Origin of the sequence: Microseira wollei NIES-4236 (assembly GCF_020521235.1) — a bacterium.
GTDB classification, from domain to species: Bacteria; Cyanobacteriota; Cyanobacteriia; order Cyanobacteriales; family Aerosakkonemataceae; genus Microseira; species Microseira wollei.
On sequence record NZ_BLAY01000032.1, the window covers coordinates 1 to 20901 of the forward strand.

Below are 20901 nucleotides of genomic sequence, written 5' to 3' on the forward strand. Positions count from 1 at the left end.
TATTAGACTTCTCCAACAACTCTTGTGGGATAGGCGTCTCGCCTGTCAAAGAGTTTGTTTTTTGGACCATTCTATTAGACTTCTCCAACAACTCTTGTGGGATAGGCGTCTCGCCTGTCAAAGAGTTGGTTTTTTGGACAATTCTATTTAACATTGTGGGAGCAGTAAAACCTTTAAGTAACTGTCTCCAGAATGTTTCGGCAACAGATAAATCTTGCTGCTGTAACCAAGCGATATAGTCTCCGTAAGGACGACAACAAACTGAGAGAAAATCTTGACCTTGAGACAGCGCTGTGTAAGCATCCAGCACTTCCTTAAGAATTAATGCGGTAGACCACCCATCTAAAATCAGATGGTGTTTGCTCCAGACAAATTGGTATGTATTATCCTCTAAGCGGATCAGCGTCAAGCGCATCAGCGGTGCTTGGGAAAAGTCGAAGTCTTGTTCTCGATCTGCCTGTAGAAACGCTTCGATTTGCTGTTGTTGTTCCCTGGGTGCAATTAAGCGCCAATCGTACTGCTCTAGAGGTAGTTGGACTTGCCGATACACTATTTGTAGCGATCGCTCCAAGTTTTCCCAATGAAAAGAAGTTCGCAAAACCGCATGTCGATCTATAATTTGCTGCCAAGCTTGCTCAAAGGCAGAAACATTCAGGTTGCAATGCAAGACATAGCTCATTTGTACGAAATACATCCCTGCTTTGGGAGCGTACAAACTGTGAAATAAAATGCCTTGCTGTGCAGGTGATAGGGGATAAATATCTTCGATGTTTTGCGGTTGAGATTTGATTTGGGTAAGCAGCAAATTGAGGGCTGTTTGACTTAAGCGTGCTTTGGGGAAATCAGTTGGGGTGTAGTTTGCTGCATCGGGGGAGTTGAGAATGAGCGATCGCATTACCGCCACAAACTCCAAAGCTAAATTCTCAATCGGATCTCGACAATGAATTTGGTCGCTGTACGTCCAATCGAATTGCAGCCGACCAGCGACAACAATGGCGTTAATATCTAACAGATAGCTGCGATTTCCCCGCAAGCTACGAGCAGCGCCGATAGATTCTGAAGCGAGTTGGAATAAAGACGAATTCTGAAATACCTGGTCTGATTGACCCAAGTAATTAAATCTTACCTCTGCCTTTGGTAAGGTTTGCAGTTGCTCGGCATTGCTGAGATAGCGCAGCACGCCATAACCGATACCTCGATGGGGAATAGCACGCAATTGGTCTTTGATTGCTTTTAATACCTCTTCTTTCTGAGTAGATTCGCCCAACTTTAATACCACTGGAAAGATAGTAGTAAACCAGCCGACTGTGCGCGACAAATTTACATTTTCCACAACTTCTTCCCGTCCGTGACCCTCTAAATCTACCAGCAACATTTGCTCACCTGTCCACCGGGCAAAAACTTGCAATAGGGCGGCGAGCGATGCGTCTTCGATCCCGTCTCGCAGCAAGGCGCGGGTTTCTTCCACACTAAGATTAACCGACACTGTGCGAGCCGACGCCACCGTATTGGTTCCGTTTGCAAAGTCCACTGGTAAGCAAGTTTTTTGCTGACAGGAACAACTAACCCAGTACTTTTGCTCTCGCTCCAATTGTGCTGAGAGAGCATACTGTTGCCAACTTTCAGACCACTGTTTAAACGAGGTTGTTTTGGGCGATAACTTAATAGTTTCACCCCGACAAAGTTGTTGGTAAGCGCTCTCGAAGTCTTCCAACAAAATCCGCCAATAAACACCATCTACAGCCTGGTGAATTGTTAAAAGCAGGCGATTAGGCTGGCGATCGCCTAAATTAAACAAAGCTACCCGCACCAGCGGTCCTTGTGATAAATTCAAACTTGCTTGCAATTCGGACGCCGTTGCTTCCATTGCAGCTTTTTGTTGAGTTTCTGGCAATGCCGATAAATCTATATATGAAAATGGTATTTCTTCCCCATCAGTATTGCTAAGAAATTGCTGCCAGCCAGACTCAGTTTGCACAAATCGCAGACGCAGTGCATCGTGGTGTTGCAATAAATGCTCTACTACTCGTTCTAATAAGTTTGGATCGAGAGGTTGTCGCACTTCTAACACAATAGTTTGGTTCCAGTGATGAACATCGGGAAGATTTTGTTCAAAGAACCAATGTTGAATCGGTGTCAGGGATACTTCTCCTGTGACCAAACCTTGCTCAGCTTGAACCACAGTTGCATTCGGCGAAGTTGTGGTGCGGGCATTTGCTGCTAATTGTGCGATCGTTGGGTATTCAAACATCTGCTTGGGAGTGAGTTGCACGCCTGCTTGATTGGCTCTAGCAACGATCTGCATACTAAAAATAGAGTCTCCACCCAACTCGAAAAAATTATCGTGAATGCCGACTTGCTTGAGTCCTAAAACTTGCGCCCAAATGTTAGCTAATACTTCCTCAACGGGGGTACGAGGTGCGACAAAAGTTTCTTCATCGGATCTCGATGTGTCTGGTGCTGGTAGTGCTTGAATATCCACCTTACCGTTAGGCGATAGCGGCAAAGCCTTTAGTCGCACAAACGCAGACGGTATCATGTACTCTGGCAACTTCTCCTGAAGGAATTGGCGCAATTGGTTAGTTGTAGCAACTGTATCTTGGTTGACAACTATATAAGCAACCAAACGCTTGTTACCCGCTTCATCTTCTCGCCCTAAAATAACAGCTTCCCGAATCGCTGGATGCTCGCGTAGTACAACTTCAATTTCAGTAATTTCGATGCGGAAACCGCGAATTTTTACTTGACGATCGATCCGCCCCAAAAACTCAATGTTTCCGTCTGGCATATAGCGAGCTAAATCACCTGTTTTGTAGAGGCGACCTGATTTTAAATTACAGCAGATTGCTTTTCGTGTGAGTACAGCCTTTTGGCTTGTTTGTGTAGCGGCACCCTTAAGGGTGCCGCTACACAAACTTTCGGTGTACCTCATAGGGTTGCAATCCGCTATATTAGGTTGTTCGTCAGAATCCGTACCGCCCAAATTAAAATCTAATACCTTAAATTTCTCGGCAGTTAATTCGGGCTGGTTTAAATAACCTCTAGCTACGCTAGCACCACCAATGTGCAATTCCCCCGGTACGCCAATCGGAACTGGCTGATTGTACCGATCGAGCAAGTAAATCTGTGCGTTAGCAATAGGACGACCGATGGGAACCGTCTGTGCATCACTTGTTAAAATATTTTCGACCTCAAAGGTCAACACGCCTACGGTGGTTTCTGTAGGGCCGTAGTGGTTAAGAATTCGACAATTAGGAGCGTATTTGCGAATCGGCTCGATTAACTTCCATCTAACAGCTTCTCCGCCCAAAACTAATCGCTGCCGGGGTAAAATTTGTGCGGCATAGGAAGATGTCAGCAAAGCAGCTAAATGGGAAGGAACGATCTTCAAACAGTCGATTGGATGGCGGCGACAATATTCTGCAAGAGCTTTAGCATCCCAGGCACGTTCTTGGGAAATTATATGCAGAGATCCTCCCGTACATAAGGCGGGAAAAATAGCCGTGTTGCCTAAATCTGCTGCAAAGGTGGAAACAGTCGCAAAGCTGACACCCGCAGGAAGATCGAGTCTTTCCAAAATACCGTTGAGGTAGTTGATGAGTTGTCGATGCTCAATTGCGACGCCTTTGGGTTGACCTGTTGAGCCAGAAGTGTAGATAACGTATGCTAAATTTTCAGGCTTGGTTTCGCTGTTTAGATTTTCGTTGCTTTCTTGTGAGATTGCATCCCAGTCAGTGTCTAGTTGCACTACTTGCGTTGCATACAGCGGATTGCCAGCGAGTAAAGTACAGCCAAAAGGCTTCGTTTGTGTAGCGGCACCCTTAAGGGTGCCGCTACACAAACGAAGATGTACCTCATCCGGCTGCAAACCGCTATAATCTGGCAGAATTGCGGTCAATTTCTGTTGTGTCAACAGTACCGATACCCCCGCATCCTCCAACATAAATCCTAAACGCTGTTTTGGTAGTTCTGGATCTAGTGGGAGATATGCTCCACCAGCTTTTAAAATGCCCAGCAATGCCACAATTAGATTCAGGGATCGTTCGAGACAAATTCCTACCAAAACTTCTGGTTTTACACCTAAATGCTGTAGGTGACGAGCTAGTTGATTCGATCTTGCGTTAAGTTCGGCATAGGTTAGTTGCTCCTCCTCTGCGACAACTGCAATATTGTCGGGTGTCTCTGCAGCTTGTGCTTCAAATAGGTGGTGAATACAAGATTCTGTTTGAGGTTTTTGGTTTTGGTTAAACTCGACTAGCAGTTGATAAAGGTCGCTTGGTTTGAGGATTTGAAGCGTTGCGATCGCCGACTCTGGTTTTTCAATTGCGTTCTCTAACAATGTCTGATATTGACTTGCCAATTCCTCAATACTTTCTGGCTTAAAATAGTTGGAATCATAATGAAACTCTGCAACTATACCATCCTCCCTACTAATGCAGGAAAGTTTGATTTTAAACCGCTCCAAACAAGCGTAACTCTCTTCAATTGAAAACGATACGTCAGCAGCAGAAACTTTAAAAGGCAGTTGTTCAAAATCGAAACAAACAGGGTGATTTACTATCTCCTTATTATTGGCATCGGTATTAGTTATTTTTACCCTATGCTTCTGCATGACTTCCGACCAGGCAAAATATTCTTGCCATTGGGAAGCTTCCCCCATTGATGCTTCAATCTGCTGCACAACTTGGCTGAATTGAAGGTTGGCTTCTAAATGACCTGTCAGCGGTAAATATTTGGCAAATAAACCTAGTGCTGATTCTAACTCTTCATGGGTGCGACCATCGTAACAGACGCCAATTGTAATGTCTGAATTTCCGGTAATTCGCCAGAGGAGAATCTGCCAGATAGTTAGCAGTATTGCGGAAATTGAAGTGTTATATTTTTGAGCTATCGCTTTGATTTTTCCCGAATTAACAGGCAGGGTTAAACGATAAACTTGAGGTTTAAAATCCCCTTTTACCCAACTATTTTCATAAGGAAGTTTCAGATTTAAAAATCCCGAAAGTTCCGGCTGACGCCAATAGGAAGTTCCAACTGTTGCTTGCTCTCCTTCAAATAGTTCATTTTGCCATTGGGCGATATCTACATACTGCAATGGTTCGTCAGATAGATCTTCCCCCTGCAAGCCAGCTGCGTAAGCACGGCTAATTGCGATCGCTAGATTTTTAAGAGTTATCCTATCGGCATATAATGCAGGCAAGCATATCGGTAATAAATGCTTTTCTGCTGAAAGAATAACCAGCGAAATCTCCCAGAATGGAATTTGTTGAAAATCCCAATATTTTTGCCGATTATCCTGGATTATTTCGTCGATTTTATCGGTTTGATCTTGGCTATTTAAATGACTAATATCGTGATACTTGAATGCTACTTTAATTGACTCGTTGATGACTTGAAGCGGCATCGTCATCCCGTCTAAAAAGCCAAAAATAGTGCGGAAAATTTCATGTCTATCCACGACATGCTGTAAAGCAGATTCCCAAATATTTTTATTCAGTTTCCCCTCAATATAAATAGCACATCCAACCCGGTAATGCTGGTTATTACTAGCTTGTTGCAACAGCCACAAATGCTTCTGCTGCGGTGAAAGTTGAAACCCTTCTATAACTTGCTTTTGCATATCTTTCTCTTTGTTTTCTGAGGCTAAATGTTTGAAAAAATCAGGACTTACACAACGACGCCATATATAGAGGTGGCGGTGCCGTACTCTCGTCTAACGCACCCTACATTTAGAGGCTTTGCGTAAGTCCTGAAAATGTTAAGTTCAGCCATCCCAACTACAACCTTTCTCGAACCCGTAAATGGTTGACGACCGTGGGATGCTAGCATATTGTCTAACATCAATATATCCCCATCTTGCCAAGGAAAAATTATGGCTTCCTGCTGATAAATTTCCCGAATTTCATCTAATACAGCAGTCTCAATCGGAGAGCCATCACCGTAATAAGCATTGCGCGGCAATTCTTCCTCTTTAAAAGCTGCCAGCAATGATTCGCGTATTTCCGATTTCAAGCTGGATACATGGAACAAATGAGCTTGGTTAAACCACACCATTTCACCAGTTTTTGGATGGGCGGCTACAGCTTGACAGACTTGACGTGTTGTTAAACTATCCTCGCTAGTCCAAGCGAACTCAATTTCAGCTTGACGGCAATAATTTTCTACTTCTGATTTGTTAGTTTTCTGAAAAACATTATGCCATGAAAGGTCTAGTTTGTCATCATAGTTTCGCACATACATCACCTTTTTATGCATGAATTTTTCTTTGATTTTTGCTGGGATACGTTCAAAAATTTTCCTGCTGTCAGCTATGGGGGTTTCGCCGCCTTGTTCGGCAGATTTGAGGCAAAAAAACCAGATTTTCAGAGGCCAGTTGCGGGAGTAAGCCATCTCATTGTGCAGGGGTATAGATTGAGTGGCAGGGTATTCAGTTGAAGTGTATATTTTGCCGCTTATTTGGTGGCGCGGTGTTGAGCGATAAGAGTAGTCTAGCAAGTTTCCAGAAATTGTCTTAATGCACTGCTCAAACTCTCCTATTCCATCGATTTGGAAATTCCGAAACAGAATGCCGCCGTATTTTAATAGTTGTGTTTCCAGCCATTCTCGATTGCTAGCGATCCAAGTTAGTAAGTTGACTCCATCGATAGCAGGATCTAGCACCAATGGCAAAGGTTTTTCAGGGTAAATGAAGTTTGATTTAACTAATTCGGATGAGGATAGGTTGATGGGTTTTCGTCGGGCGGGGTTTAAGTTGAGAGGTTTCATTTTGTTTAGGAATGATTGAACCGCTAAATGTAGGGTGCGTTAGACGAGAGTACGGCACCATGACCACTGATTCGATATCATGATTTATCTTCCTGTTTTAATGATTCAACAATAAGTTTGCGTTTGATGGTTGTTAATTTCTGGCGTTGCATTTGTTTGTGTGGTTTCAAGTCAAAATGTTGGGAGGATTCCTGGGGATTTTTAGCCATTGCTGCGAGGATTTGGGCATAGCAGCTACCAATTTCTTCTGCTTGATCTTGGCAGATATCGGCTGTGTTGCAATTTACTGAAAGTTGAATTTGGGATGAGTTCACGTCTAAACTAAAGTTGGCTAATAAAACAAAGTCTGTGAAACCAAATTCGCGGATACCTAAAACTTCCAGACTACTTAATTTGTAAAGACGTTGGGAAATGTGAAAGTGAGTAAAGTTAAAGGATACTTCAAATAGGCGTTGTTGACCTAGATCTCTTTGGATCTGGGGTAGGGGATAGCGTCGGTGTGGCAGTAATTCTCGTTCGGCGTCAAATGTTTGCCGTACTAAATCTAGCCAAGTGCCTGGTTTTAGTTTGAAGCGAAATGGTAAGGTGTTAAGGAACAGACCTAATATGCGATCGCCATCGGTTGTTTCTGGTCTGCTATTCGATGAAAGTCCCGTCACTATGTCGGATTGTCCGCTGAGCAAGCTTAATACTCGCAGATGAGCAGCAAGCAAAACGCTTTTGAGCGGAACGTTTGCTGATACCGCTAGCTGTTTCAAATTGTGGGAAAGTTCTGGCGATATTGGCACTCGAATTGCTGAGACGCCTGTACTTTGAGCGGTAAAATTCCAGCGGGGTAGCTGGGTTATTGTACTGGAATGCAACTTTTCCATCCAAAATCGGCGGTGTTCTTGGGATGCTAGTGCTTGTCGCTGCAACGCTACAAATTCCCGGTATGCGATCGCCGGCGATGCTAAGGTGGAATCAATTTCTTCGCCCAACAAAGAAAAATAGTGATGAAACAACTCGTTGAGCAGAGATACCATACTCCATCCGTCGAGAATGGCGTGGTGAAAACTCAATGCAAATTGAAATGTTTCTTCGCTAAGGCGATGAACTTGAAAGCGTAATAATGGTGCCTGTGTCCAGTCAAATTTGTGGCACTTTTCGCTTTCCATCCAGACAGCCAAAACTTTCTCTTGCGCGTTAGGTGCAAGGTGGCGAAGATCCTCTAGTTGCAATGGAATACACGCTGTTGGGTGGACTAACTGCAACGGTTCGCTAAAATTACTCAGATCGAATGAAGTCCGAAGTACGGGATGTCGAGTTGCTAACTGTTGCACAGATGCTTGCAACGCTGGCAAATCGAAAGTCGCTTTCAGGTGGAAGCTGAAAACATCGTGGTAAACATTAGAGTCTACGCTGTACGCGCTGTGGAAAAGCATCCCCGTTTGAAGCATAGCCAAGGGATAGGCATCTTCTATATCATTAGACTTCTGCAAAAACTCTTGTGGGGTAGGCATCCTGCCTGCCCTTGAGTTGATTTTCAACAGAATTCTATTAGACTTCTGCAAAAACTCTTGTGGGGTAGGCATCCTGCCTGCCCTTGAGTTGATTTTCAACAGAATTCTATTAGATAACTTTTCTCGGTCTGCTAGAGTAATGAGACTGAAAGGTTGAACTTGCTCGCAATTTGCATTGTTGGCTTCGTGACGTTGAATTTCTGGCGCTAATTTGTGAATGGTTTGATATTGAAACAACTGCGACACGGAAAAGTTTAAGCCTTGTTCTTGAGCGCGATAGAGAATTTGAATACTTCTGATTGAATCTCCGCCCAAGGCAAAAAAGTTGTCGTGGATGCCTACTTTTTCGAGATTGAGAACTTGCGCCCAAACTTGGGCTAGTGCCTTCTCAATAGGAGTGGAAGGTGCTGTATAAACTGCTTCTAATTCAGGTCTAGTTGTGTCGGGTGCTGGAAGACTTCGCCGATCTATTTTACCGTTGGGCGTTAGGGGTAAAGTTTCCAGGATTACAAAAGCGGAAGGAATAAAATATTCTGGTAGTTTCGCCTGCAAGTAACTACGCAATTGTGGTACTAGATCTGGATTTACGCAGCTGTTAGGTAATTGCGTGGTTTCAGGCGATCCCCCCAAACCCCCCTTGCGAAGGGGGGCTTTAGAAGAGCGCCCCAAACCTTCCTTCACAAGGGGGGCCCCAGGAACGACATAAGCGACCAAACGTCGATTTCCTGGCTCATCTTCCCGCAGTACAACCGCAGTTTCTCGCACCTCTGGATGTTGATTGAGCGTTGCCTCAATTTCTAACAGTTCAATCCTAAAACCTCGCAGTTTTACTTGAAAATCGCTTCTTCCCAAATACTCGATCTTGCCGTTAGGAAGATAACGCGCCAAATCTCCAGTTTTGTACAACCGACTATCACCGATTTCAAACGGGTTTGAAATGAAACGCTCCGCCGTTAATTCAGAACGGTTAAGATATCCTTTTGCTACACCTGCACCACCGATGTAAAGTTCTCCTATTACTCCGACTGGCACGGGTTGTAAATTTGGAGCGAGAATATAAATTTGGGTATTGGCTATTGGACGACCAATCGAAATTACACTATCCGACGGTGAAACTTGATTAATAACTGACCAAATTGTGGTTTCTGTTGGGCCATATAAGTTCCATACTTGCTCGCCCCTCAAGAGCAATTCATCGGCGAGTTTGGTATCAAGCGCTTCACCACCACAAAGGATTTTCAACCCCGGACTACTTTGCCATCCGGCTGCTAATAGTAGCCTCCAGGTGGCGGGTGTGGCTTGCATCACCGTAATATTTTTTTCAATTAGTTGCTTTAATAACTCAGTACCATCCGTAGCTACTTGGCGACTGGCGATCGCTACTCGCGCCCCAACAATCAAGGGTAAAAACAGTTCCAGCGCTGCAATATCAAACGACAAAGTAGTTACGCCAAGCAGGATATCTTGTTCGTTTAACCCTAGCGTTTGGCGCATCGCAGTTAGAAAATTAACTAATGCACCAACGGGAATTTGTACGCCTTTGGGTGTTCCTGTCGAGCCGGAGGTATAAATTACATAGGCTAAGTTTTCTGGGGTAACGGTATTGTTAGGATTGTGGGCGTCGCCCTGGTTAATTTGTTCGGAGTCGGTATCCAAACAGACAACGATCGCATTATGTGAAGGTAATGCTGGGACTAATTGCGATTGCGTTACTAAAAGCGATACTTGGGCATCTTCTAGCATAAAGGCGATGCGGGAGGAAGGATAAGCCGGATCGAGGGGAACATAGGCAAAACCTGCTTTGAGAATGCCCAGCAGTGCTATTACCATGTCGAGCGATCGCTCTATACAAATGCCGACTAAACTATTAGACTTCGACCATATCTCTTGTGGGATAGGCGTCTCGCCTGTCAAAGAGTTTCTTTGTTGGAGAGGTCTATTAGGATCGGCTCCTAGTTTTTGCAAGTAATGCGCCAGTTGATTCGCTCGCTCGTTCAGTTGCCGATAAGTGAGTTGTTCGTTTTGGAAGACTACAGCAACAGCATATGGTGTCGCTTCTACCTGAGCCTCAAATAGCTGGTGTACGCCTTTTTCATGGGGATAGTCTGTCTTTGTGTCGTTCCACTTTACTAGCAGCTGATGCCGTTCTGCTGCGGTTAAAATTGGTAAGTTTGAAATGCGCTGATACGGGTTGGCAATAATGCTTTCTAGCAAAGTTTGGAAATGCCCGACCATGCGGCGGATTGTGGCAGCATCAAACAATGCTGTACTGTATTCAAACCAGCCATTAAGACCTTCTGGCGTGTCGAATAGGTAAAGTGATAAATCAAACTTTGACGTTTTATTGTCAATTTCTTGGACGTTCAAGGTGAGGTTGTCAACCTGCAAGGGCGGCATTGGGGCATTATTCAAAGTCAGGGATACTTGAAATAGCGGGTTGTAGGTTAAATTGCGCTCCTGCTGCAATTCCACCAGCATTTCAAACGGTACATCTTGATGCGCGTAAGCACCCAAAGTTACTTCTTTTACCCGACTCAGCAAGTTGAGAAAACTGGGATTTTCAGAAAGATTAGTCCGCCAGACTAACATATTGATGAAAAACCCGATCGTTGCCTCAATTTCAGCTTGGTTGCGACTAGCGATGGATGATCCTATAACTATATCTTCTAATCCTGTATAGCGGTACAGCAATATCTTGAATGCCGCCACCAAGGTCATAAATAGCGTCACTCCCTGCTGTTGGCTAAGGGTATTGAGAGCCTCTTTTAAAGTAGTAGATAATATCACGGGTTCCCCAGCACCCTCAAAGGTGGGAGTTGTTGGTCGGGGTCGATCGGTGGGCAGCTGTAAAATGGGCAAGTTGTTAAGCTGCTGTTTCCAGTAGGAAAGCTGTTTTTCTAATAATTCAGGTTGCGATCGCTCTCGTTGCCAAATTGCAAAGTCGCCATATTGAATCGGCAATTCAGGCAGCGGTGAAGGACGCCCAGAAGCAAACGCTTCGTACAGCGCCGCCACTTCCCGAATTAGCACGCCTTTCGACCAACCATCGCTAACAATATGGTGCATTGTCAACAGCATCGCGTGTTTTGTCTCGCTTAGCTGTAAAAGATGCACTCGCAGCAGGGGTGCTTGTGTCAGATCAAAAGGCTGCTTGCTGAGTTGCCAACCGATCGATCTCTTGCTCTTGTTTGGTTGCGGGTAATTTTCTCAGATCTGTTATTGGTATGGTGAGAAACTGAACAGGAGCAATTAGCTGAATAGGTTGTCCTTCTACTGTAGGAAAAGCAGTTCGCAATATTTCATGGCGTCTGATAATTTCGTTAAAAGTTTGCTCTAAAACCGCTACGTTCAGTAAACCCTCAAGACGCACAATCGCAGCAAGATTGTAAAAGGGATTACCAGGCTGCACCTGGTCGAGAAACCACAGCCTAGCTTGTGAAAAAGACAGCGGTAAGCAATTAGCTGCTTTTCTCTTAGGAATTACTTGAGTTTGTAGATTATTCAAGCCCTTTTTCTTGAGTTGGCGTTCAAACAAAATCCGCTGTTCGGGTGAAAGGGCTGCAATTCGTTTGGAAAAACTATCCATTTGATTTCAAACCAACGAGTGGAAAAAGTTCAAGTTTAATTAATTAGCCAGTTGCGCTTGGATCTCATCTGGCGAGAGATTTTCTACTTCTTGTAATAGCCGAGCTATTTCGTCAAGTTCTTCCGGTCGAGGTTGTTTTTCTGCAATGACTTCAGCTAGTCCGGCTATTGTAGGGGTGTCAAAGATCAGGTTACGCAGCGGTAAGTCTACTTGGAAAATTTCACGGATGCGGGAAACAGTCTGGACGGCAAGTAATGAGTGTCCTCCCAACTCGAAAAAGTTGTCATAAATGCCGACTTTTTCAATCCCAAGTAGTTCTTGCCAAAGATTGGCGATCGCTTGCTCGATCTCATTCGTGGGGGCTACGTAAGCATTGGGCAAATTCCCTCTGGGATGGAGCGAAGAATCTGCCTGTTTTAAAGGTTCTGTTTGGCGGATAAATTTTAGTTCTTGCTGGTTAATTCTAGCTTGCAGATCTGTAGTGCAAACAACTATTCGATCTACTTGACCGATGGATAAAAACTTTTGAAAAGCCTCCACACCTTCTTTAGGTAGTAGCGCCCATTCTGCTGTTGTGCCAGTCGGTGTTATTTGTCTTTCTTCCCAAAACTGCCAGCCTTCCCAGTTGATACTTATCCAAGGGATAGAGTTGGTTTGGTTGTGTTTGCGAACAAAGGCATCCATAAAGATGTTGGCGGCACAATGGGCAAAGAACCCGCCTACAAGAGAGGATATAGAAGATTGCAATACGCAAAAATAAAGCTTGATTCCCTGCAATACTTTTTCTAAAACAAACAGTCCATGCACTTTGGGTTGAAAGTGCCACTGGCATTCATTGATGGTTGTTTGTTGAATTGGGCGAAATGATTTTTCGTCATTTTTTTCGGCGGCGTAGATAACACCGTGAATCTCGCCAAAGCGATCTAAGCTTAATCCGATCGCTTGTTCCATTTGCGCTTCATTCGCCACGTCGGCGCTAATAAATAAAACTTCTGGACTTAACTGCTCAATCGCTTGGATTTTGCGTTTTCCCCATTCGTCTCTATCGGGAAAATCTGGATGCTCGATCAAGATTAGTTTGGCACGTACAGTTTGCGCCAAATATTCTCCTAACATCAGGCTAACATCGCCGAGCGCTCCGGCAATCAAGTAAACTCCTTGTTCCCTTAACTTGGCTGTTCCATCAATCGTTTGATTCAACCGCGCTGGTTCAAATGTTTCCACCCATCGATGTTTTCCTCGGTAAGCAACTATTGTTTCTGGTGGCTGTGCGGTCAGTTCTACTATCAGTTTATCTGCCAGTTTGTTCGCTGCAATCTCGTCGGAAATCGCAACATCAACAACTCGGCAGCGGATGTTTTGATATTCTTGGGGAATTACCTTACAGGTTGCTAACACTGTAGCTTTTTCTGGACACAAATCTTCCTCGCCTGTTACGTCGTGTACGTTGTTTGTTACGACTGTCATTTGCAGCGCATGAGTCATTCTTTGTTGACTTAACGCTTGTGTCAAGTAAAGCAAACTGTAAAGCCCAAGATGCTGACACCGTTCAAAAAACTGCTGCGGCGATCGCGTCTGTGCGTTTGGTATGAGACTCCATAGATGAGCGATCGCATTTGGCACTTTACCCAGCATTTGCAGTTCCTTGAGTAAGGCTTCCCAATCATCCCGGTTTTGGGGATTAATTGTATAGAGATGGTGGCTAATTCTGTTAAACTGTTCTCCCACCATTACTGTAACAACATCGTGACCTTGTTGTTTTAGTCGGTTGACAATTTGCCAACCCACCCCAGACTCATCCACAAATACTAACCAGCACGACTGTTGTAAAGGTTGTTCGGTTTGTAAAAGTTCAATACGTTTCCAGGAAGGTAGGTAAAACCAATCAGAAACGTCAGTTTTTTTGCCGATTTTTGTGACATAATTACTGGAATTATTAGTTTTTTCTTTGGGTTCGATCCAGTAACGCTGACGTTCAAATGGATAGGTCGGTAATGGGACGCGGTAACGACGTTCTTTGGCATAAAAACCAGACCAATCTATCTGCACGCCAGCCAACCAAAGCCGACCTAAAGTATTAAGCAAAAAGGCCATATCCGACTGTAAATCTTGGGGATGGCGCACCGATGTTAATACTATCTGTTCCTGATTATGATGCTGTTTAGCAAAGGTACTCAAGGTTCGTCCGGGGCCAATTTCTAATAAAATGCGTGGCTGTTTAAGCAATTCGGCGATACCTGCTGCGAAGCGTACTGTTTCTCGTAGATGTTTCGCCCAATAGTTGGGATCAACTGCTTCTGCTGCGGTAATCCAAGTCCCGGTAACGTTAGAAATAAACGGAATTTTAGGAGATTTTAGGTTAACTTTTTTCACCTCTTCTGCGAATGTTTCGACGATGGGGTTCATCATCGCAGAATGAAAGGCATGGGAGGTATGTAACTGGCGACAGTTGATGTTTTGTGAGGTGAGACGATCTTGTAAGCGAGCGATCGCATCTTCTGCACCGGAAACCACGCACAAGCGATCGCTATTAATGGCAGCGATCGCAAGTTCATCTCCCAACAGCGGTTTTACTTCCTCCTCTGAAAGCGCAACCGAGAGCATTTTTCCCGTCGGCAATTGTTGCATCAGTTGCCCGCGAATTGCTACTAATTTTAACGCTTCTTCTAAAGTGAAAACACCTGCAATAGTCGCAGCTACATACTCTCCAATACTGTGACCGATCAGTGCTTGAGGATGCACGCCCCACGCCATCCATAACTGAGCCAAAGCATATTCAATCGCAAACAGTGCCGGTTGAGTAATGTAAGTTTGTTTAAGTTGCTCAATAGACTTCTCCAAATACTCTTGTGGGATAGGCGTCCCGCCTGTCTTTGAGATTCTTTTTTGGAGAGGTCTAATAGCAGCTTCACTTTGTGAGTCGTTGGGGTACAATATGTCTCGCAGATCGAGTTTTAAGTGCGGTTTAAGCAATTCTGCACAGCAGTCAATTTGCGCTTTAAATATCGGTTGGTTCTGGTAAAGTTCCCGACCCATATTAACGTACTGAGAACCTTGACCAGAGAACATAAATGCGATGGGACGCTCCATCTGTTCGTTAAATTGAGTCAAGATGCGTTGAGCATCCAAGGTTGAGAGCGCCTTGACTGCATCGTCAATATTTTCGCAAACAAGTATCTGGCGATGGTCAAACATTTTGCGACCAACTTGAAGCGTGTAAGCGACATCAGCTAAGTTTAAATCGCGATGCTGTTGCAAGTAAGCAGCCAAATTTGCCCTTGCTGTTGCTAATGCCGAGCTTGTTCGCGCCGAGAGTATTAATAAGTGGTGTTTTCTCTCCTCTGCTTTTGGAGTTTCCTGTTGTTTTACTATCGGACTTTCTTCAAGAATAACGTGGGCATTAGTACCGCCAATCCCGAAAGAACTCACACCCGCGCGTCGGGGAGTGCCGTTTCTTTTCCATTCTGAGAGTTTGGTATTGACGTAAAAAGGACTGTTGGTGAAATTAATTTTGGGATTGGGTTGTTCAAAATGTAAACTGGGGGGAATTTGTTCGTGTTTGAGGGCGAGGACTGTTTTGATCAAACCCGTTACGCCTGCTGCTGCATCCAAATGTCCGATGTTAGTTTTCACCGAACCAATCGCACAAAATCCTCGTTTATTAGACTTTTCCAATAACTCTTGTGGGATAGGCGTCTCGCCTGTCAAAGAGTTTGTTTTTTGCAGAGGTCTATTAGTGCTAGTACGAAACGCTTGGGTTAAAGCAGCAATTTCAATTGGATCGCCCAAAGCAGTTGCAGTTCCGTGAGTTTCAATATAAGAGATCGCTTCGGGTTCAATCCCAGCTAAGGCGAGTGCTTGTGCGATCGCTGCACTTTGACCATCCACGCTGGGTGCTGTGTACCCCACTTTCCCTGCACCATCGTTATTGATGGCGAAACCTTTGATGACTGCATCAATGCGATCGCCATCTGCTAAAGCATCTTCTAACCGCTTTAACACTACAATACCCGCACCATTACCAATTACAGTACCCCCAGCTTTAGCATCAAAAGCGCGGCAATGTCCGTCAGGAGATAAAATTCCCCCTTCTTGATAGAAATAACCAGCTTTGTGCGGCACAAATACGCTAACGCCACCCGCTAAAGCCATGTCGCATTGATAGTTCAATAAGCTTTGGCACGCTGTACTGATAGCCACTAAAGAGGTCGAGCAAGCGGTTTGAATATTAATACTAGGCCCGGTCAGGTTTAATTTGTAAGCAACTCGCGTTGCCAAAAAATCTTTATCGTTACCAATCAAAGTTTGATAACCACCAACTGATTCAACAAATTCGCGGTTTGAATGCAGGTTATTAAACAAATAGCTACTCCATCCCGTGCCAGCATAAGTCCCAATTTGACCTGTATAAGTTTCGCTATTGTAGCCAGCATTTTCTAAAGCTTCCCAGGCGCACTCCAAAAACAGCCGATGTTGCGGATCACACGTTGCAGCTTCTCTGGGATTAAAGCCAAAAAAAGCCGCATCAAACCACTCTATATCTTCTAAAATCGCCCCGGCTTTTACGTAATTTGGTTGACTCAAAACCTCCCGATCTATCCCATAAACCACTAACTCTTCATCATAAAAACTAGAAATAGACTCGATGCCTTCTCGCAAATTATGCCAAAATTATTCAAGATTTTTCGCTCCCGGAAAGCGTCCCGCCATTCCGATAATAGCTATCCCTTCTATCTCTTGATTATTTTCCGTTCTACTCATTTTCTTTCTCTCTAAATTAGATTATAAATGACTGGCGTGCCAGCTACAAAGTGTTTATAGCAGTCCTACTCTCTTCGCACTTCTTATACCAAATCCAGCTCGACAACTCCACTTATCTTCTTCCTCTTCCTCTTCTTCTTTGTGTCCTTCGCGCCTTCGCGGTTTATTTAAAAGGGGAGTTATCGAAGCGGATTTGGTATTACCTCTGTGTTCTGGCGCGAAGCGAGTAATTCATTTGTGAAAATCTCTCTTTTTGTTGGTTGAATGCTGCTTTTTGTTTGTTACCTCTGGTGCGACTTTGTTCGAGGAAATGCTGTTCTTCATGCTTCTGGCTTAAATGTTTCGCCAAAGATATAGTTGGATATTTAAATAATTCAACAATTTCTATCTCGTCTTGCCAGATTTATTCTAGTTTATTATGAACCTGAACGAGAAGTAAAGAATGACCGCCGAGATCGAAAAAGTTGTCATAAATTCCTACTTTTTCGAGGTGAAGTACTTCTTGCCACAGATTGGCGATGATTCGTTCTACTTGAGTTTGAGGCGACTCGTAAGCAACTGCCAAATCTGGGCGAAGATTTTCTGGTATTGGTAGTGCTTGCCGATCTACCTTGCCGTTGATTGTGAGCGGCATCGCTGCCAACATCACAAAGGCAGAAGGTATCATATATTCGGGTAGTTTTTCCTTGAGAAAACTCCGCAATTCGCTAACTGAAATCGCCTCTTTTAACCGCGGAACAATATATGCAACCAAACGCCGATCGCCGGGAGAATCTTCTCTTGCTGCGATCGCTACTTCCTGCACTGCTGGATGTTGACCCAATACTGCTTCAATCTCTCCTAGTTCAACGCGGAATCCGCGAATTTTCACCCCGTGGTCGATCCTTCCCAAACACTCTATTGTCCCATCTGGTAAGTAGCGAGCTAAATCCCCCGTTTTGTATAACCGCGCTCCTTCTTTTTGGCTAAAAGGATTAGTAATAAATCGCTCACTTGTCAAATCGGGACGATTGAGATATCCCCTCGCTACACCTGCACCGCCGATATATAATTCGCCAGTAACTCCAATCGGTACAGGTCGCAGTTTTTGATCCAAAATATAAAGTTGAGTATTGGCAATTGGACGACCAATCGGAATCCACCCTGACTGATGCTGGTGTAATGGTACCCAATAAACGCAACATCCGACTACGGTTTCTGTTGGTCCGTATTCATTCACCAACAAGGTTTCAGGAGCAGCATTTTGCCAAAAAGTAAGGAGCGACGCTGATAAATTTTCACCCCCGATAATGAAGGATCTAGTTTTACCCGCCGCTGCTTCAGGAGATAATTGCTGACTGAGCAACTCTAATTGAGCAGGTGTAATTTTAATTAAACTAAAGTTCGAGCCTCGACGCAATGCAGCCGCCAGAGATTCGATGCTAAAACCTTCCGGTAGCAGTTCAACTCGACGACCTACCAACAAGGGTGAAAACAACCCCGTAATTGTCATATCGAAGGAAATAGAAGAGTGAACGATCGCTCCCTCTCCTTGCTCTACAGCATACGCTTGGGAACACCAGTTCAAGTAATTAGTCAACCCTCGGTGTTCGATTAAAGTTCCTTTGGGTTTCCCTGTAGAACCGGAAGTATAAATAACGTAGGCTAGGTTATCTACCGTTACCTGAGTGACGGGATTTTCTAGACTTGATTGGGCAATTTTCTGCCAATCTGTATCCAGACAGACAACTAGGGAATTTTGAATTAAATTAATCGACTCTAATCCAGAATCAACTAAATGCTGTTGGGTTAGTAGAACGGGTGCTTGCACGTCCTCCAGCATGAATGCTAGCCGCTGTTTTGGATATGTAGGATCTAGCGGCACATAAGCACCACCAGCTTTCAAAATCCCTAACAATCCGACTAACATTTCGATAGAGCATTCCACGCATATGCCAACGAGAATGTCTGGCTTAACGCCTAATTTTTGTAGGTAATGCGCTAGCTGATTGGCTTTTTGGTTGAGTTGCCGATACGTGAGTTGCCGCTCTTGAAATACTACAGCGATCGCATCCGGCGTCCGCTCTACTTGTGCTTCAAATTGCTTGTGGAATAATTCAGCCATGAGATGTTCTTCCCACTCCTGATTTGTTTTATTCCACTCTACAATTATCTGATATTCTTCATCTGCTGTCAACAAAGGTAAATCCGATACCCCCCGGTCTGGATTGGCAACAATTCCCTCTATCAATGTCCGGAAATGCCCCAACATTCCCTCGATGGTAGCGGATTCAAACAAATCGGTGTTGTACTCCAAAGTTCCTACCAGTTCCTCATCTCTTTCTTCCATTAACAGTGTCAGATCGAACTTCGCTGTCCCGTTATAACCAGACTGGTAATTGAATGAAATATTGGATAAATTTGCATCCTGTCTGGGGACATTCTGAAGCGCGAACATCACTTGAAAAAGAGGATTGTAACTCGGGTCTCGCTCTGGCTGTAGTTCTTCTACTAACTTCTCAAACGGCAGAGCTTGATGAACGTATGCACCTAAAGCTATCTGACGCACCCGTGCTAATAACTCTCTAAAACTAGGTTCGCCAGAAAGGTCGGTTCGCCAAACTAAAATATTGACAAAGCACCCAATCAATGTCTCTATTTCGCCTCGGTTGCGGTTGGCAATCGGAGAACCGACTAAGATATCTGTTTGTCCCGTATAGCGGTAAAGTAAGGTTTTGAATGCCGCCAGCAGGGTCATAAACAAAGTTGCGCCTTCCTGATGGCTCAAATTCTTCAGTGCTTGGGTGAGGTATTGAGGCAGAATTAACTTAGCTTGAGCGCCGTTAAAGGTTTGAACAGGCGATCGCGGACGATCCGCTCTTAAATTTAAAACTGGCAACTTTCCTTTCAATTGCTGTTTCCAATATGCAAGTAAAACTTGAATATTTTGTTGTACCTGCTGCTGTTGCCAATAGGCAAAATCTACATACTGGATCGGCAGTTTGGGGAGTGGAGATGGTTTTCCCTGAGAAAATGCTTCGTAAATTTCTGCCAGTTCTCTGATTAAAATTCCCATTGACCAACCATCTGCCACAATGTGGTGCAGAGTGATGAGCAACGTACATTCTGTTTCACCTAAGCGCAACAGTTTAGCGCGCAACAATGGTGCCTGAGATAAGTCAAAGGGTTGTTTGGCGAACTCGGTGGCTAGATGTTCTGCTCGCGCGTTACTCTCTAACAATCCCCGCAAGTCTTCAACTGGGAGAGTAAAGGTTACGACTTCTGCGATCGCTACCACAGGTTGTCCGTTTTCTACCACAAAGCTTGTCCGCAAAACTTCATGGCGTCTGATAATTTCCTTAAAGCTTTCTGCCAATGCTTTTTCGTTCAGTTCTCCTGCCAAATTAATCGCAATAGGAATGTTATAAGCAGGAGTGTTAGAAGCTAACCGATCGACTAACCACAATTGCTGCTCTTGAAAAGATAGCGGGTATTTGCCACTAGCCTTGCGAATTTGGGCCAGCGGCTGTAACGACGTTGCCGTTGTCAGTTGAGCAATTAGTTTAGTTGCTAACTGGGTAAAAGTAAAGTATTCAAAAAAGTCGGCAATCGATACAGAAACTTCAAGGTCAACTTCAATCCTGTTTTTTAATTCAAAAACTTTTAAAGAATCGAGTCCTAAAGCCGTTAGCGGTTGTTGGGGATTAATTTGTGATGGTGCTATTAACAATACCCGCGCTACCTGCTCGATTAAATACGCTTCTAAAAGTGGCTGACTCTCCCGTGGGGTGAGGTTTAAAAGAGCTTCGCGCTGTAAGTTAGTTTCGTTTTCTGCAAAATTACCGCCGATTGCTTCTCGCGTGAGTATAGCCTTTTGGCTCGTTTGTGTAGCGGCACCCTTAAGGGTGCCGCTACACAAACGAGCGGTGTAACTTATACCGCTGCAATCCGCCATCATGCTTTGGAGGATGCTACTACCTATGACCTCCAGTTCGCCTGCAAGAAATGCTGCCTTAGTTCCCAGACGTTGAATTTTACCGCTGGAAGTTTTGGGAATACTACCTGGTTTAACTAAAATCACACCATAGACTTGCACTTCGTATTCTTGCGCGATCGCACTCCGAATCGCTGCCGTAATTTCTTCAACGTTTGGTTTGGCTCGAAATTCCAATTCTTGCACGATTACCAACCGTTCTTCATTAGACTTCTCCAAAAACTCTTGTGGTATAGGCATCTTGCCTGCCCTAGAGTTTATTTTTTGGATAGGTCTATTAGACTTCTCCAAAAACTCTTGTGGGATAGGCATCT

3 protein-coding genes and 5 pseudogenes are annotated in these 20901 nt (G+C 44.3%); all 8 read right to left on the minus strand.

Annotated features, from left to right (window positions below; genetic code table 11):
* Nucleotides 1-2182 (minus strand): condensation domain-containing protein (locus tag MiSe_RS53765; RefSeq protein WP_444980490.1); only part of this gene is annotated, 2182 nt, incomplete at its 3' end.
* A 36-nt stretch (nucleotides 2183-2218) separates the two neighbouring features.
* Nucleotides 2219-4168: pseudogene (locus tag MiSe_RS53770) on the minus strand (non-ribosomal peptide synthetase); the annotation flags it as partial.
* Nucleotides 4169-4324: 156 nt separating this feature from the next.
* Nucleotides 4325-5620: pseudogene (locus MiSe_RS53775) on the minus strand (condensation domain-containing protein); the annotation flags it as partial.
* Nucleotides 5621-5667: 47 nt separating this feature from the next.
* Nucleotides 5668-6765 (minus strand): TauD/TfdA family dioxygenase, encoded by a 1098-nt coding sequence (locus MiSe_RS12395; RefSeq protein WP_226579506.1) that lies wholly within the window; start codon nucleotides 6763-6765, stop codon nucleotides 5668-5670.
* A 77-nt stretch (nucleotides 6766-6842) separates the two neighbouring features.
* Nucleotides 6843-8339, minus strand: coding sequence for a condensation domain-containing protein (locus tag MiSe_RS12400; protein WP_307731363.1), 1497 nt, complete (start codon nucleotides 8337-8339; stop codon nucleotides 6843-6845).
* Between the two features lie 192 nt (nucleotides 8340-8531).
* Nucleotides 8532-11853 (minus strand): annotated as a pseudogene (locus tag MiSe_RS12405) (non-ribosomal peptide synthetase); the annotation flags it as partial.
* 39 nt (nucleotides 11854-11892) lie between these two features.
* A pseudogene (locus tag MiSe_RS12410) lies at nucleotides 11893-16614 on the minus strand (type I polyketide synthase).
* Nucleotides 16615-17017: 403 nt separating this feature from the next.
* A pseudogene (locus MiSe_RS12415) lies at nucleotides 17018-20797 on the minus strand (amino acid adenylation domain-containing protein); the annotation flags it as partial.
* Nucleotides 20798-20901: the final 104 nt, after the last annotated feature.